The organism is Rheinheimera tilapiae, from assembly GCF_042432165.1.
GTDB classification, from domain to species: domain Bacteria; phylum Pseudomonadota; class Gammaproteobacteria; order Enterobacterales; family Alteromonadaceae; genus Pararheinheimera; species Pararheinheimera tilapiae.
The window spans coordinates 563,185-577,732 of sequence record NZ_JBHLXP010000001.1 but is presented as its reverse complement, the minus strand read 5'-3'; the positions used below and the strand labels follow the sequence as shown (position 1 = coordinate 577,732).

Sequence of the window (14,548 nt, the reverse complement as noted above, 5' to 3'; positions counted from 1 at the left end):
CAGAGTCTCGCTCTGCCTGAAATGTGTGACCAACCGGTCTTTACCGGATAAAAGAGTAAAAGCAGTAATCGAGCCAATTTAATATGCTTTTGAATTTACTGAATAAATCTAAATCCCCCCCTGAGCCGCTCAGGCTTTTTGCACTTTTTTGGGGAAGCTGTGCACCAGTTCGCAGCAACTACTCCTGATGGGGTATCAGGCCCTGGTTTGGAGCAATCTTTGATCTGGATCAAATTTCGGCTACAGGCAAAGCCTAACCTAAACACCATATCTAGTATTGAAAACTCAAAAGAACACCATATATGGGATCTTCAAGACCAAATCAGCTCAACACCACGGCCTGCGAAATTTTGCTGCAGGAGATCCCTGGGGAAGTCAGCCTGGCCTATCTGATCAGTGGCTGCCCCCTTGGTTGTAAAGGCTGCCACAGCAGCGACAGTTGGTCCGCTGCAAATGGAGAGTCATTGACCGTAGACCGGCTAAATTCTGACTGTGAAAAATACCGGGGGCTTTTGAGCTGTGTGCTGTTTCTGGGCGGTGAATGGCAATCTACATCCCTTGCGGAGCTGCTGGATGAGTGCAGAAAAATGGGGTTACGGACCGCCCTGTACACCGGCCTTACCTATTGCCCTTCAGCGCTGCGGCCTCTGCTGGATTATGTCAAAACCGGCCCCTGGCAGGCTGAACTCGGTGGCCTCAACAACCCCAACAGTAATCAACGCTTGTACGACTTACAACGTCAGCTGTGCCTGAATCCATTGCTCTGGCCAACACCGGCACCTGCTTATGCCGCAGTGCCTGCTTTTTCACCTCAATAAAAACTTAAGAAAGGAAATCATCATGCAAGTGCTGCCACCGGATCAACTCGCTCAAAAACTAGAATTTATTCAGCAATATGTATCAGCCGCGAACCCGGCTGATGGCTCGAAACTTGATGCCAACGCCAATGTGACACAGAAAAACATCGCTACGCTGGAAGCCGAGCTGATGAAAGACTGTTTTATTCAGGTCAATCGCGCTTTGGTCAGCAGCAAAATTGCCAGTTTATTCGGTCAGCCGCTGGCTGATGAATATCACCGGCAGATTGAAGCGCATGAAATCTACGTCCATGACGAAACCAGCCTGAAACCCTACTGCGTCTCCGTCACCATGTATCCATTTTTATTGGATGGCCTGACCAAACTGGGGGGAGAATCACAGGCACCAAAACACCTGGAGTCTTTCTGTGGTTGCTTTGTTAATTTTGTTTTTGCCGTATCGAGTCAGTTTGCCGGCGCCGTCGCAACCGTCGAATTCCTCACCTATTTTGACTATTTTGCCCGCAAAGATTACGGCGATGATTATTTGACAACACACCGTCATCAAATTAAAAACCACTTACAGCATGTGGTCTACGCGCTAAATCAACCGGCGGCGGCACGCGGCTATCAGAGCGTGTTCTGGAACATCTCGGTCTACGACCAACATTATTTTTCCGCGATGTTTGGTGATTTTGTCTTTCCCGATTTCACTAAGCCGGATTGGCACAGTGTGCAGGCCCTGCAACTGTTTTTCTTACGCTGGTTTAATCTGGAACGGATGAAAACAGTCCTGACTTTTCCAGTGGTGACGGTGGCGATGTTGACAGAAAATCAACAATGCAAAGACCGCGAGTTCGCCAGCCACATTGCAGATGAAATGGCGCAGGCCAACAGCTTTTTTGTTTATCTATCTGAAAATGCTGACTCTTTAGCATCCTGCTGTCGTTTACGCAGTGAAATCAGCGATAAGACTTTTTCCTATTCATTAGGTGCAGGCGGTGTTGCCACCGGTTCTATTAATGTGATCACGCTGAATATGAACCGGCTGATCCAGGATGGTCGTGACCTCGCAACAGAAGTCAGCAAAATTCAGCGTTATCAGGTGGCCTATCGTGCCTTGATGGAAGAATACAAAAATGCCGGTCTGCTCACGGTGTACGATGCTGGTTTCATCAGTCTGGATAAACAGTTCCTGACCATCGGCATTAATGGCATGACAGAAGCTGCAGAGTTTCTGGGCCTCACTCCAGGTAATAATGCGCCCTATCTGGATTTCGTCCGCGCCCAGCTGAAAGTGATTTATGACGCGAACCGACAAGCGCGTGCGGACTATGGCTACATGTTTAATACCGAATTTGTACCGGCTGAGAATCTGGGCGTTAAAAACGCAAAATGGGATCGGGCCGACGGCTATATGGTGAACCGGGATTGCTATAACTCCTATTTCTATCTGGTAGAGGATGAACGAAGTAATCTTTTAGATAAATTTGTCCTGCATGGCAAAACCTTGCTGGAGTATCTCGACGGTGGCTCTGCGCTGCATCTGAATCTGGAAGAAAAACTGCATGCGAAGGGCAATTTAGCTCTGTTGGATTTGGCAGCAAAAACAGGCTGCAATTATTTTTGTGTCAATGTCCGCATCACCATATGCAACTGCTGTGAGCATATTGATAAACGCACACTGACAACGTGTTCGAATTGCGGTAGCAACGATATTGATTACGGTACCCGTGTCATTGGTTATCTCAAACGGGTGTCGGCTTTTAGTAAAGCCCGCCGGGCCGAACATCAGCGCAGGCATTACCACTTGCAATCCGCAGCAGCAAAACAACAGCAGACAACTGGCAGCAGCAATCGAGCGATAGAACTTCAATCTGAAACTACTACTCCCTAAGGAGTATTCAACTGCTCCCTTCGGGGAGCAGTTTGCCCTGAACTGATTTGCTATGCTGCGGATCTGTGAATTTACTTTTTACCAGGGAGCCCCTGTTATGAGCTGCGCACATCATCACCATCCTAAATCAGTAACCAGTGAACCTCTCATTGACAGCTACGCCAGCTTTATTGCTATCGCGAATGCGCAGCAGGAACCCCAGCGGCTGCTTTGGGTGTTTGCCAGAGCTGAATTACCCAATGGGTATACGGAAGCGCAAAAACAACATTTCACGCAGGGTCAAGGCGGCGCTTTAGAGCCGGTACTTTGCGTCGACAAACTCCCGTCTGAGGTCACTGATTTTGCCAATCTGGTAACTGAATCTGCAGAAACTGGTATTGAATGGGATATCGCATTTGTTGCCAGTATGTCTGGCCGGGCCGGTATTGCGCCCAATAGTGATGAAGCCATTCAACCCATGCGACTGATGCTGAATAAAATCCAGTCAGGCATTATTGCCGAGTTTTTGACTTTTGATAAAAAAGGCGAGCTGGTCAGTCTAAGCTGACTGCTACTTTGAGGACTTCAGACGAATTGTCTGCAATTTTTTTGCAGACTCCGTCTAAAGTTCGATGATTGCCAATGCTACTGGAATGCACCGCTCCGCAGCTTTCATATCATGATAAAGATACGCCATGACGGTTGCGCCCTCTTTCAATGTACAGATTTGATCGATTGTTGTCTCACTGACACCGGATAAGTACTGCCTCAACAACGACTTAACTCTGTCTTTGTGCTCGGTACAGTATTGAAATAGGCGACTGTCTGCATTCGTGCATTCCGCGGATGCCTTAATAAAATAGCACCCTCTGAATTTATCCAGCTCCGGCACCTGGTTGCAAAACCACTTTGTTAATGCACCAAACAGATTGTTGATCACCTCGGTATACCTTCTACCTGGCGCGAGTTCACTTTCGAGCCATCGCAGGAAAATCGCATCCCGCTCCATTAATGTTTCCAGCACCAGCTCATCTTTACTTTCGAATTTTGCATAAAGTGTTTTTTTTGCGATCCCGGAAACAGTCAGTATTTCGTTGATCCCAACACTGTTAATACCTTTTTCATAAAAAAGCTGAAAGGCAGTATCAATCAATAGTCGACGCTTTTCGTCCATAAATACCTCTGGTAACAAAACTGACATCCACTCACAATGGAGTCACAACGCACACAATTACAACACATCAAGACGCCACAGCGTCTGAATTAAGCTGGCGTCGTCGACGTAATCTCAATCATCCAGCAGATGAGCTGGGGCGGTAGCAGTAATTCTGGTTCAACAGTATCCAGAAAGTTCTTTAACTGCAGACCGAGTTCAGTGTCGCCAATGATGGTCAGACGCCGCTGGAAAAACAAAGTATCGGGGTCTACCTGTTGGCTCAACAATAACAGCAGCTCGGTACTGTTGGCCCGAAATAACACCTCGCCGGTACAGAGCTGGGCTGATGAACCGGCGGCTGCCAGCCAGAACTGTCTTTGTGCATCAAGCCCAAGGTCATAATGCATCTGTAAATCCGGCACCTCAATGCTCAAACGCTTGCCACACAAAAAATCGAGGGCACCTTGATGCGCCACTTTGCCAAAAATCATGCTGAGTGCGTACTTAAGTCCGGCGGTTCGAACTGATACCGGCAGTCGCTGCTCTGACGCTCTGATGATTGCCAGACCATACTGACGATGCTGCAGTAACCATAACCCGACGCTGGATTGAGGCGTCGGGATTTTCGGCAGCAAACACTTGCCCAACTTCAATCCAAGGCTCAGGAATACCTCTTTTGGTGTAAAACTCTGATACCCGTTTTGCATCCGACACCTCATCCGCTGCGTCTTTATAATGGCGCCATAGTGCCAAATTCACTGGCCAGTGCCCATAACAACAAAGAGGTAAACCTGCATGGATAGTCCGCGAAGTCGTGCATGTTCAGACGTTGCAACATCGCAATATCAAGCAGTATCACAGCCAGTGGCACCGTTACTTGAACTGCTGTGTCCGGCTGGCTCGATGCCCGCCCTGAAAGCTGCGATCCATGAAGGGGCAGATGCTGTTTATGTTGGCATCAATAATGATACCAATGCGCGGCATTTTGCCGGGTTGAACTTCACCCCGGAACAACTAACCGACGCCGTGCATTTTACCCATCAGGCGAAACGAAAACTGCATGTTGCAATCAACACCTTTGCGCATCCGGGCCAGCTTGCCAGATGGCAACAAACGGTAGACATCGCAGTCGCCGCAGGTGCTGATGTTCTAATACTGGCTGATATTGCGCTGCTGGAGTACGCACAAAACCGTTATCCGGACACTGAAGTACATTTGTCGGTACAAGCCAGTGCGACCAATGTTGCTGCGTTGGAGTTTTATCAACAGTTTGGAATCAGCCGTGCTGTACTGCCACGGGTTTTAACCTTGCAACAGGTCCGGGCGCTCGCCCGGCAGACCACGCTGGAGCTCGAAGTTTTTGCTTTTGGCAGCCTGTGTATTATGGCGGAGGGCCGCTGTTATCTGAGTTCTTACCTGACCGGCGAGTCGCCGAATACCGCAGGAGCGTGCTCGCCAGCGGCTTTTGTACGGTGGCAGGAACAAGAAGGTCAGTTACAGTCCAGGTTAAACAATGTATTGATTGATCGCTTCAATCCTGATGAAACTGCCGGCTATCCAACTCTTTGCAAAGGCAGGTTTGATGTCGATGGTGAGCGTTATCATGTGCTGGAAGAGCCCACTAGTCTCAATACTTTAGAGCTTCTGCCACTGCTGCATCGTGAAGGCATTGCGTCGCTGAAGATTGAAGGCCGGCAACGCAGCCCCGCTTATGTCCGGGCTCTTACGAAGGTTTGGCGGGCTGCGATTGATAACGTCAAAGCGGCCCCAGACAAGTTTCAGACCCAAGCCAGTTGGCAAGCTGTGCTGGCTGGGTTATCAGAAGGCAGTCAAACCACCTTGGGTGCTTATCACCGGCACTGGAAATAACCTCAACAAAACCGATTGTCTATTCATAGGAGCACATTGTGGTTGCATGTTCCGAGCAAACTGTAGTGCCAAAAGTCAGTGTCGGCCCCATTTTGTACTATTGGCCAAAAACACAGATTGAGCAGTTTTATCAGCAACTTGCAGACAGCGCCGCTACCGTCATTTATCTCGGCGAAACGGTCTGTAGCAAAAGACGTGAATTCAGCTTTGCCGACTATCTGCGCACTGCGCAAATGCTGCAGGAGGCTGGCAAGCAAGTGGTCTTATCCGGCCTGACATTATTGGAAAGCCAAGCTGACCTGCGAGCTCTACAGCAATTGACCGCTCAGGGCCAGTTTATGGTCGAAGCCAATGATGTGGGGACAGCCCATTATTTATCCAGCCAGCATCTGCCTTTTGTCGGTGGCGCAGCTCTCAGTCTGTATAACGAGCAAAGTGTGCTGAAACTTTGGCAAATCGGCATGCGACGCTGGGTGGTGCCGGTGGAATTATCCCGCGACTGGCTGCAGACCTTATTGTCTCAACCGGCACTAGACTCTATTCGTCAGCAGCTGGAAATTGAAGTTTTCGCTTATGGCCATCTGCCACTGGCCTGGTCCGGTCGCTGCTTTACAGCGCGCTCAGAGAACCGGCATAAAGATGATTGCCAGCTCTGTTGTATTAAATATCCAACCGGGCGGCTCAGCACTAGCCAGGAAGGACAACCCCTGTTCGTATTAAACGGTATTCAGACACAGTCAGGGGCTAAATACAATTTGCAAAACGACCTGCCGTCGATGCAGGGTTTAGTGCATTATGTTCGGCTAAGCCCTGACCCGCAGAATTTTATGGAGAAATTAGCGCAGTTCAGTCAGGGCGTGGCGTCGCCTCTTTTGGCCAATGAAGTGAATGGCTACTGGCATCGTCTTGCTGGGTTCAACCAACACGGACCAAGTATTGAATGAGTCCTCAAGTTTTAATTGAATGAGCACCTCGAGTTTATGAAAAACGACAAGATACGTATTGGAATTCTGACGGTCAGTGACCGGGCGTCACAAGGGATTTACGACGACATTTCCGGCAAAGCGATTGAACAAACGCTGGCCGAATATTTAACCTCGCCATGGGAAAAAGTCTATCGGCTGATCCCCGATGAGCAGATATTGATTGAACAAACCCTGATTGAGTTGACGGACGAAATGCAATGTTGTCTCGTTGTGACTACCGGTGGTACCGGACCGGCGAAACGCGATGTCACGCCCGAAGCAACTGAAGCGGTTTGCGACCGGATGATGCCGGGCTTTGGTGAACTGATGCGCACAGAATCGTTGAAGTATGTGCCTACGGCGATTTTATCGCGCCAGACTGCGGGTCTGCGCGGGCAACGGTTGATTGTGAATTTACCGGGCAAACCCAGTGCTATTCGTCAATGTCTGGATGCCGTATTTCCGGCCATCCCCTACTGCATCGATTTGATGGAAGGGCCTTATCTCGAAGTAAACCCGGAAGCCATTCAAGTGTTCAGGCCAAAAGCCTGAGCACTTTGCGCAGCATAGTCAGATCAGCCACGTAAACTAAACAGCCAGAACAACAGGATAAAGGTGATAAACCAGAATCCGCTCATTAATTGCCAGAACAACAACTTATTATTCTTATGCGCCAGGCTCACTTGCTGGTGCAGAAATAAAGGGTTGGGTTGTTGTAAATCCTGCATCAACTGACTGATATGCAGATAACGCTCAGATAAATCAAAGCTCACACCCTTTTGCAATGCACGGTCGAACCAGAGCGGGATCCTGCTGCTATGGGTGCGGGCACTTTGATAACGCAGCCGCTGATAGTCTGCTAACGAGCTGCAATCTTCGACTTTATCACCATATGGCAGGTTGCCAGTGAACAGTTCATAAGCAATAGTCGCAAGTGCATACACATCGCCTTGTTCACCGGAGTTATGACCATGTAGATAATGTGGATCGGAATAACTGGCCGTGCCAAGTGCCAGCTCCTGCGTTAACGGCGAATATAGTTCCGCAAGACCTGGCACATATGCGGAACCAAAATCGACAATTTTCAGCTGACCATCGCTCAAGCGCATAATATTGGCAGGCTTTAAGTCCTGATGAATGATCCCCAGCTGGTGAAAAGCGCCGAGCGCCTCGGCAATTTGTCGCAACAAAGCGATAGCCACCGAAGGCCGCATTGGTTGTGGCTGGGTTGCCAGATAACAATCCAGCGAATCACCAGGCAGATATTCCATCAGGTAATACAAAAAAGTGCGGCGCCGTTGTTGACGGATCACCCGAACCACCGCGGGGTGATCAATGCGAAGCCCCACCCATTCCTCGCGGATAAAACGTTCAATATAAGCACTATCATCGGCAAAGTTTTGCGACGGTGTTTTCAGAACCAAGTCAGTATTATTTGCCAGATCGCGCACCAGATATAAATGGCTACGGGCACTGGCAAATAATGGCCGCAGCACCTCATAACCATCAACCTTCATGCCGACTTCCAGCGCCGGTAAAAACGGTAGCCGGGTAAGCCGCTCGTTATAATCGTCCAGTGACTCTGCCGGAAGTTGCCGCACCTTGGCCAGCACGACGCTGATATTGTCGTCACTGTGCTGCGCCGCCTGTAATAGAGTATCGACCTGTTGTCGCAAAGACTGCGCAGAGAGCAGGATGCCGGTGATATCAGCATCCGAAACAAAATCACTGAGCCCATCAGAACAAAGCAAAAAAAGGTCACCGGCTTCCAGAGGGACAGCGCCATGTTGCCACTGCACCTGCTCATCCATACCTAGTGCCCGTCCTAAAAACTGCCGATTTTCTGAGAGTTTGGTCGTGTGATCTGTGCTGATTTGCCTTAGTTTGCCAGCTCGTAGCAAATACAGTCTGCTATCACCGATATGAAACCAACGGGCCGTCGCTGATTTTAAGACTAGTCCGGTAAAGGTGCACAAATGGCCACGGTCATCTTGTTGATATTGGTGTGAGCGCTGATACAAGGTACTGTTGATCGAGGTCAGTACCGTTGCAACGCTGTGGTCGGTACTCCAGCTATCCGGCGTTTTATAGTAGTCAGCAACAAAACTGGTACAAGCATATAAACTTGCACTGGCCCCCGCCTCGGCTGAACTGACACCATCCGCCAATGCAACAGCAATGCCTTTATAGATCTGAGCATGATCAGTGACGTCTGATGGCAGGCAAATCGCATCTTCATTCGGGAATTTTCCGCCGGCAATACTTTCACCGGCGGTTTCAACCAACAATTGATGGCCGCTGACCTGCGCGCTTTGTTGCCACGGTGGCGATAACACGAGCTCAGTCTCTGCCATTCCCTTGCTCACCATCAATGTGGGTCTACTCATCTTAACTTACCTGAATATGGTGCACATTACCGTCTTCATCGACTTCAGTCAGATGGCCTTTTGGCTCTGCCAGAAACATCACAGAAACCAGACCAATTAGGGCGGTACCGCCAATCATGTAGAAGAAAGTCGCATAATCAACGTAGCTGAAAATAGTCAGGTACACGACAGCACCTACGTTACCGTACGCACCCGCCATCCCGGCAATTTGCCCCGTCATCCGACGTTTAATCAACGGCACTATGGCAAACACTGCGCCCTCACCACCTTGTACGAAGAAGCTACAGGTCATACAGAGGATCACTGCGGCGGCAATAGGCCAGCTGCTATTGATAGTCCCCATCAGTAAATAACCAACTGCTAATCCGCCAATCAACAACACCATACTTTTGCGCCGGCCGAATTTATCAGAGAACCAGCCGCCCAGCGGTCTGGAAACCAGATTCATAAAGGCATAACCCGACGCCAGCAAACCTGCAGTTACGGGTGTCAGACTGCTAAATGTTTCGAGGAAGAACAATGGCAACATCGAAACAACAGCAAGCTCAGAACCGAAAGTAGTGAAATATGCAACGTCCAGAATGGCGACTTGCTTAAATGAATACTTCTCGTGCTCAGGTACACCTTTGCGCAAGTGCTCCGCGTTGATCCGCCATACCTGATGGGTCTGGATCACAAACAGCACCACTAGTCCGATCCAAATCGCTTCCATAGCGGCGGTGCTGAACAGGTTGACGCCGGCAGGAGACATTTTCCAGGCTAGCATCGCTAAAGCCAGATACATCGGGATGTTCATCAGAATGAGTAACCATAAATCCCCCCAACTGGTCACTTCCATCGCGCCGGATTTTTTCGGTTTAAAATACACCGAGCCTTTTGGTGTATTGCGTGCAGCATAATAAAACACCAACGCATAACCCATACTGAAGATGCCTACGCTTGCCAGCGCATAACGCCAACCTTCTGCACCACCAAACATCAAAGCAATAGTCGGCAAGGTCATCGCAGCTGCAGCTGAGCCAAAATTCCCCCAGCCGCCATAGATGCCTTCTGCGGTCCCCACCTGATGAGACGGGAACCACTCACTAACCAGGCGGATACCAATCACAAAACCGGCTCCGACAAACCCCAATAAAAAGCGGAACAGCGCCAAACTTTCAAAAGTGTTGGCAAAAGCAAAGCCTATACAGAAAATCGACGATAAAAACAGCAACACACTGTACATAATGCGCGGGCCGAATTTATCGACCAGAATGCCAACGACAATCCGCGCCGGAATCGTCAGCGCCACGTTGAGAATCAACAATGCTTTGATCTGCGCATCGGTCAAACTTAACGCTTGCTTCAAATCCGCCAGAATTGGCGCGTGGTTAAACCACATGACAAAGGTCAGAAAGAACGCAAACCAGGTTAAGTGTAAAGTTTTAATCTTCGGGTCAGCAAAGTTCAGTAACTCAACTTTGCCAGCGCCCCCATGGGCGGTACTCGCCATAATGTCCTCCACTGGCATCCCAGTTATTTATAAATCCCGATCTACTTTAGGTAGCCTAATGGACATTTCCTTTGACCGACATCAAAGTATTTAACTGCTATCTCATTGATTAATATTGAGTATACCTACAACTAGGTAGACCTCACTCAACGGGAGACGCAGGTAAAAGCAGCAGAAACTACTCCTTTATGGTTAGGTTGATTGTTCGTATTGCTGAAGATGGCAATTGCGGAGTACCTCTTTACTCAGACAGCGTATTGATACCGGTTGCGATAGCATTACTACCATCAACTTTCAGACTGGGAAATAAAATGACCAAGCTGCCGTGGCCTGTTGTGATTGCCGCAACTATGACTTTTGGCTGGTGTTTTGCTGTCTGGACTTGGTATGCGGCCGCAGGTTTGTTATTGCAGGACCAGTGGCAACTCAGCGGCACTGAATTAGGCCTGTTATTAGCAAGCCCGATACTATCAGGAGCATTATTGCGCCTGCCTGCCGGCATTCTGGCTGACCGGATTTGTCCGCGGCAACTCTGGCAAATATTGTTATTGCTGCAAACGCCACCGCTTTTTCTGCTCAGTTATGTCGAAACTTTCACTGGCTATCTGTTTTGTGGGCTTTGGTTAGGCATCTCAGGTGTCAGCTTTACTCTTGGCACCCGCTATTTGACCCTGTTGGTGGCGCCGCAAAAAGCAGGTTTTGTGCTGGGCATTTTCGGTATTGGTAACGCCGGCGCGGCAGTCTCGTTATTTGTCGCCAGCCTGGTTGCTGACCAAATTGCTTTGTTGTTGGACGCCGGATTTTATCTGGGTTGGCTGAATTTACTGGTGTTGTGCTTATTCAGCTGGTTCTGTCCACCGGTAAACTCGCAGAACCAGGCAAAAACCTTGCATCCGCAGTCTATTGCTGTGGATGTGGATATGGATATGGATATGGATATGGAAACCATACGTCCAGATTGGCGAGATTTGTTGTCCGACAGCCGGCTCTGGCGTTTTTCACTGTATTACTACTTTGTGTTTGGTTGTTTTTTGGCATTACTGTTGTGGTTACCGCATTACTACATGACGGCCTATCAGTTACCGATGGCACAAGCGCTCAGTTTCACCCTGTTTTTTGTCGCGACCTCCAGTATGGTCCGTGGGCTTGGCGGCTACCTCGCGCAACGATTTGGCAGCAGAACCATCAACTGGAGCGTGTTCTGGATTTGCCTGTGTTGTTTGTTTTTCTTAAGTTACCCGCCCACCGACTTAGTGATCCGCGGCATTGATAAGCAGGTTGCACTGCACATTGAAATTAATGTTTGGCTGTTCACTGCACTGTTGTTTATCGTCGGCATCGCCCAGGGCTTAGGCCGTGCCAGCGTGTACAGCTTGTTATATCGCTATTACCCGCAACGATTTGGTGCTGCATCGGGCATGGTCTCTGCGATTGCAGCAACCGGCGGTTTCACACTCCCCATCCTATTTGGCTTATCTCAGGACTTGCTGGGCATTTACAGCGGTTGTTTTATGCTGCTGTATGGCGTGCTGGCCCTTTGCATGATCCTGATGTTTTTTGCTAACCAACGTGAGCAATTCCAACTAGCGCTTGCCAAAGCACGCGCGGACAACTTTCTAGCTGACGACCATTAACTCGTCGCTGTATGAGGACTTTATGCAAATCACAGATCTAGCTCAGGAGCAGAAAATTCCAGTGTTACTGCGTCTGGCGTTTCGGCCGTTATTTTTAGGCGCTGCCTCTTTTTCAGCTCTGGCTATTGCATGGTGGGGCGCCATTCTCGCCGGTTGGGTTACTTTCAAACCTGCACTGCCTATAGTTTTTTGGCACAGCCACGAAATGGTGTTCGGTTTTGGCAGTGCCGTTGTTGCCGGATTTTTGCTGACTGCGATGCAAAACTGGACCGGGCTGCGCGCGCCGCATGGCAAACCATTAGCCCTGTTAGTGGCCTGTTGGTTGCTGGCGCGACTGGCGAACGCAGCGCCAGTCGCAATGCCGTTACCACTGTTGATATTGATTGATTTGAGCTTTTTACCATTGGCTGCCGGGTTACTGGCAAAACCATTGATTGCCGCCCGGCAATATCGCAACTTGTTTTTTATTCCGTTATTGCTGGTATTAACCATCTGCAATGCTCTGATGTGGTTTGGCCTAACACCGGGTTATGAACAGTTACAGAATCATGGGTCTACCAGTGCGGTGTTGTTGATCACGCTGGTGATGGCGATTGTTGGCGGCCGCGTGCTGCCGATGTTTACCGCCAATGGCACTCGCACCACGCGGGTTACCTCACTGGTTTGGTTGGATCGGGCGGCACTTGGCAGCTGCTGGGCGGTATTTGGCTTTCACTTTTTCCATTTGCAAACGTGGCTTCCCACCCAAGTACCTTTTTTATTGTGTTCAGTCGCCGCAACGCTGCTCGCAGTGCGGGCTGCCCGCTGGAAAATTTGGATCACCTGGCAAGAGCCACTACTGTGGTCTTTACATGTGGCTTATTGGTGTATTCCGGCCGGTCTGGCGCTCTTTGCCGCACGCTACGCAGGTCTTGCGGTGACACAGAGTCTTGCGATCCATATGCTGACGGTTGGCGCTATGGGGGCGATGATCCTGTCAATGATGTCCAGAGTGTCACTGGGACATACCGGCCGGCAACTGAAGACATCGCGCTGGATGCCGCTGGCGTTCGCTGCCTTAATCGCCGCCATGGTTTGTCGTGTATTGCTGCCTTTGCAATCCAGCCAGTGGTACCTGACCGGGGTGTTAATATCAGCCGTTTGTTGGGTTGTCGGGTTTATGCTGTTTCTGCTCTGTTACTGGAAAATTCTGACTAGCCCGCGTGCAGATGGGCATCCCGGATAATGGTGATGAGTAACGAAGGCTGATTCGGTGCCGCTGCTGCTATAAGAACAGTCTGACGAATGGGTGAAAAAGGAAAACGATGTGAATATCAGTTTTCGTCAGCTCAAAGCTTTTGTCGCCGTGGCGCGGCTCGGTAATTTAGGCGCGGCCGCTGACCAGCTATGCCTGACGCGTGGCGCCATTTCCCAAGCGCTGAAAGAGCTGGAACTGCAGCTCGGTACGCCGTTATTTGACCGCGCCCATCCGCATCTGCTGCTGAACAGTGAAGGCGCGTTGTTGCTGCCGCTGGCGGATGAAATGCTGACACGGCTGGATGATATCAGCGCGCTGTTTCAGCAGAGCGGTGAAACAGGCGGCAGCGGCAAAGCCGTGCTGCGCATCGGTGCCAGTCAGACCATCGGCAATTATCTGTTGCCGTCTTTGCTGGCGCAGCTCGGGCCGGAGTGGCGGCTTAGTGTGTTTATCGCCAACAGTCAGCAACTGGCCGAACGGTTGCTGGCATTTGAGCTCGATTTGGCGCTGATTGAAGGTGAAGTGACGCATCCGCAGCTGCACAGCGAAGCCTGGCAGCAGGACCAAATGCTGCTGGTGACCAGCCCAATACATCCGCTGGCGCAGCGCACGGCAGCCAGCGACGCAGTGCTGAGCGCCGCCGATTTGGCTGGTCAATATTGGGTGCTGCGGGAAGCACAGTCCGGCAGCCGCGAGCAGTTTGATAAATACTTGCGGCCACAGTTATCAGCGCTTGGCACAGTGTTGGAACTGAATACGTTAGAAGCGGTGCTGAATACCGTGCAACAAGGCCTCGGCCTGACACTGGTGTCTGAACTCGCGGTGCAGGACCGGCTGCGCAGCGGCGCCTTAGTCGTGTTGCCGTTCAGCCAACCCATGCCGCGCCAGCTGCACTTATGCTGGCATCAGGACAAATATCTATCAGCCGTCAGCCAACGATTTAAAAGTATCTGCAAGAAAAATAAAGTGAGTTCAGTGCAGTCAGCAACAATCGCATTTTAAAAACTCGGTGGTTCTTAAGCCCTTAGAGATTATTAGTCAGAAAACGGTTTTCATTGAATAGATCATTGTTTTAACCTCTCCGAGTAACACAACTACCCCTGAATGAGTAGGCGCGAACCCAGCTTGATTTATA

The 14,548-nt window shown here is 50.0% G+C and carries 14 protein-coding genes; 9 read left to right on the top strand and 5 right to left on the bottom strand.

Annotated features, from left to right (window positions below; translation table 11 throughout):
* The first annotated feature begins 302 nt into the window (after positions 1-302).
* The 3 genes from ACFFJP_RS02525 to ACFFJP_RS02515 all read left to right on the top strand — a co-directional run bounded on the left by ACFFJP_RS02525 (position 303) and on the right by ACFFJP_RS02515 (position 3,241).
* The gene (locus tag ACFFJP_RS02525; protein ID WP_377240155.1) at positions 303-818 is read left to right on the top strand and encodes a 4Fe-4S cluster-binding domain-containing protein; all 516 of its coding nucleotides are present in this window, start codon (positions 303-305) and stop codon (positions 816-818) included.
* A 22-nt stretch (positions 819-840) separates the two neighbouring features.
* Complete coding sequence (gene nrdD / locus ACFFJP_RS02520) at positions 841-2,694, top strand: anaerobic ribonucleoside-triphosphate reductase (protein WP_377240153.1); 1,854 nt, start codon at positions 841-843, stop codon at positions 2,692-2,694.
* Positions 2,695-2,791: 97 nt separating this feature from the next.
* Entirely contained in the window at positions 2,792-3,241 is a 450-nt protein-coding gene (locus tag ACFFJP_RS02515; protein WP_377240150.1) for a ribonucleotide reductase subunit alpha, read from the top strand.
* A 54-nt stretch (positions 3,242-3,295) separates the two neighbouring features.
* On the opposite strand, the gene ACFFJP_RS02510 is transcribed toward ACFFJP_RS02515, so the two are convergent.
* From ACFFJP_RS02510 to ACFFJP_RS02500, 3 genes are all read right to left on the bottom strand, one after another.
* Positions 3,296-3,847, bottom strand: coding sequence for a TetR/AcrR family transcriptional regulator (locus tag ACFFJP_RS02510; protein WP_377240148.1), 552 nt, complete (start codon positions 3,845-3,847; stop codon positions 3,296-3,298).
* A gap of 89 nt (positions 3,848-3,936) precedes the next feature.
* The gene (gene ubiT / locus ACFFJP_RS02505; RefSeq protein WP_377240145.1) at positions 3,937-4,536 is read right to left on the bottom strand and encodes a ubiquinone anaerobic biosynthesis accessory factor UbiT; all 600 of its coding nucleotides are present in this window, start codon (positions 4,534-4,536) and stop codon (positions 3,937-3,939) included.
* Between the two features lie 23 nt (positions 4,537-4,559).
* A complete protein-coding gene (locus ACFFJP_RS02500) occupies positions 4,560-4,688 on the bottom strand; it encodes a hypothetical protein (protein ID WP_377240143.1) in 129 nt (42 codons plus the stop codon).
* 5 nt (positions 4,689-4,693) lie between these two features.
* Between ACFFJP_RS02500 and ubiU the strand changes: the two genes are divergently transcribed.
* From ubiU to mog, 3 genes are read left to right on the top strand one after another with little or no spacing between them, the layout of a single operon-like run.
* On the top strand, positions 4,694-5,698 hold the full coding sequence (gene ubiU, locus ACFFJP_RS02495) for a ubiquinone anaerobic biosynthesis protein UbiU (RefSeq protein ID WP_430458049.1): 1,005 nt from the start codon (positions 4,694-4,696) through the stop codon (positions 5,696-5,698).
* Between the two features lie 38 nt (positions 5,699-5,736).
* The gene (locus tag ACFFJP_RS02490) at positions 5,737-6,642 is read left to right on the top strand and encodes a U32 family peptidase (RefSeq protein WP_377240141.1); all 906 of its coding nucleotides are present in this window, start codon (positions 5,737-5,739) and stop codon (positions 6,640-6,642) included.
* A gap of 36 nt (positions 6,643-6,678) precedes the next feature.
* On the top strand, positions 6,679-7,215 hold the full coding sequence (mog, locus tag ACFFJP_RS02485) for a molybdopterin adenylyltransferase (RefSeq protein WP_377240139.1): 537 nt from the start codon (positions 6,679-6,681) through the stop codon (positions 7,213-7,215).
* Positions 7,216-7,238: 23 nt separating this feature from the next.
* Here mog and ACFFJP_RS02480 read toward each other — a convergent pair whose 3' ends face one another.
* On the bottom strand, positions 7,239-9,050 hold the full coding sequence (locus tag ACFFJP_RS02480) for a bifunctional protein-serine/threonine kinase/phosphatase (protein WP_377240137.1): 1,812 nt from the start codon (positions 9,048-9,050) through the stop codon (positions 7,239-7,241).
* A 1-nt stretch (position 9,051) separates the two neighbouring features.
* On the bottom strand, positions 9,052-10,542 hold the full coding sequence (locus tag ACFFJP_RS02475; protein WP_377240135.1) for a NarK family nitrate/nitrite MFS transporter: 1,491 nt from the start codon (positions 10,540-10,542) through the stop codon (positions 9,052-9,054).
* 311 nt (positions 10,543-10,853) lie between these two features.
* On the opposite strand from ACFFJP_RS02475, the gene ACFFJP_RS02470 reads away from it, so the two are divergent.
* From ACFFJP_RS02470 to ACFFJP_RS02460, 3 genes are all read left to right on the top strand, one after another.
* A complete protein-coding gene (locus tag ACFFJP_RS02470; RefSeq protein ID WP_377240133.1) occupies positions 10,854-12,176 on the top strand; it encodes an MFS transporter in 1,323 nt (440 codons plus the stop codon).
* 22 nt (positions 12,177-12,198) lie between these two features.
* On the top strand, positions 12,199-13,401 hold the full coding sequence (locus ACFFJP_RS02465) for an NnrS family protein (protein WP_377240131.1): 1,203 nt from the start codon (positions 12,199-12,201) through the stop codon (positions 13,399-13,401).
* 81 nt (positions 13,402-13,482) lie between these two features.
* Positions 13,483-14,415 carry a LysR family transcriptional regulator gene (locus ACFFJP_RS02460; RefSeq protein WP_377240129.1) on the top strand — a complete coding sequence of 311 codons (933 nt, stop codon included), beginning with the start codon at positions 13,483-13,485 and terminating at the stop codon, positions 14,413-14,415.
* The last annotated feature ends 133 nt before the right edge of the window (positions 14,416-14,548 follow it).

Coding starts and splice junctions, on each gene's coding strand:
- ACFFJP_RS02525 (WP_377240155.1), top strand. CDS start 303: ATGGGATCTTCAAGACCAAATCAGCTCAACACCACGGCCTGCGAAATT.
- nrdD (WP_377240153.1), top strand. CDS start 841: ATGCAAGTGCTGCCACCGGATCAACTCGCTCAAAAACTAGAATTTATT.
- ACFFJP_RS02515 (WP_377240150.1), top strand. CDS start 2,792: ATGAGCTGCGCACATCATCACCATCCTAAATCAGTAACCAGTGAACCT.
- ACFFJP_RS02510 (WP_377240148.1), bottom strand. CDS start 3,847: ATGGACGAAAAGCGTCGACTATTGATTGATACTGCCTTTCAGCTTTTT.
- ubiT (WP_377240145.1), bottom strand. CDS start 4,536: ATGCAAAACGGGTATCAGAGTTTTACACCAAAAGAGGTATTCCTGAGC.
- mog (WP_377240139.1), top strand. CDS start 6,679: ATGAAAAACGACAAGATACGTATTGGAATTCTGACGGTCAGTGACCGG.
- ACFFJP_RS02480 (WP_377240137.1), bottom strand. CDS start 9,050: ATGAGTAGACCCACATTGATGGTGAGCAAGGGAATGGCAGAGACTGAG.
- ACFFJP_RS02475 (WP_377240135.1), bottom strand. CDS start 10,542: ATGGCGAGTACCGCCCATGGGGGCGCTGGCAAAGTTGAGTTACTGAAC.
- ACFFJP_RS02470 (WP_377240133.1), top strand. CDS start 10,854: ATGACCAAGCTGCCGTGGCCTGTTGTGATTGCCGCAACTATGACTTTT.
- ACFFJP_RS02465 (WP_377240131.1), top strand. CDS start 12,199: ATGCAAATCACAGATCTAGCTCAGGAGCAGAAAATTCCAGTGTTACTG.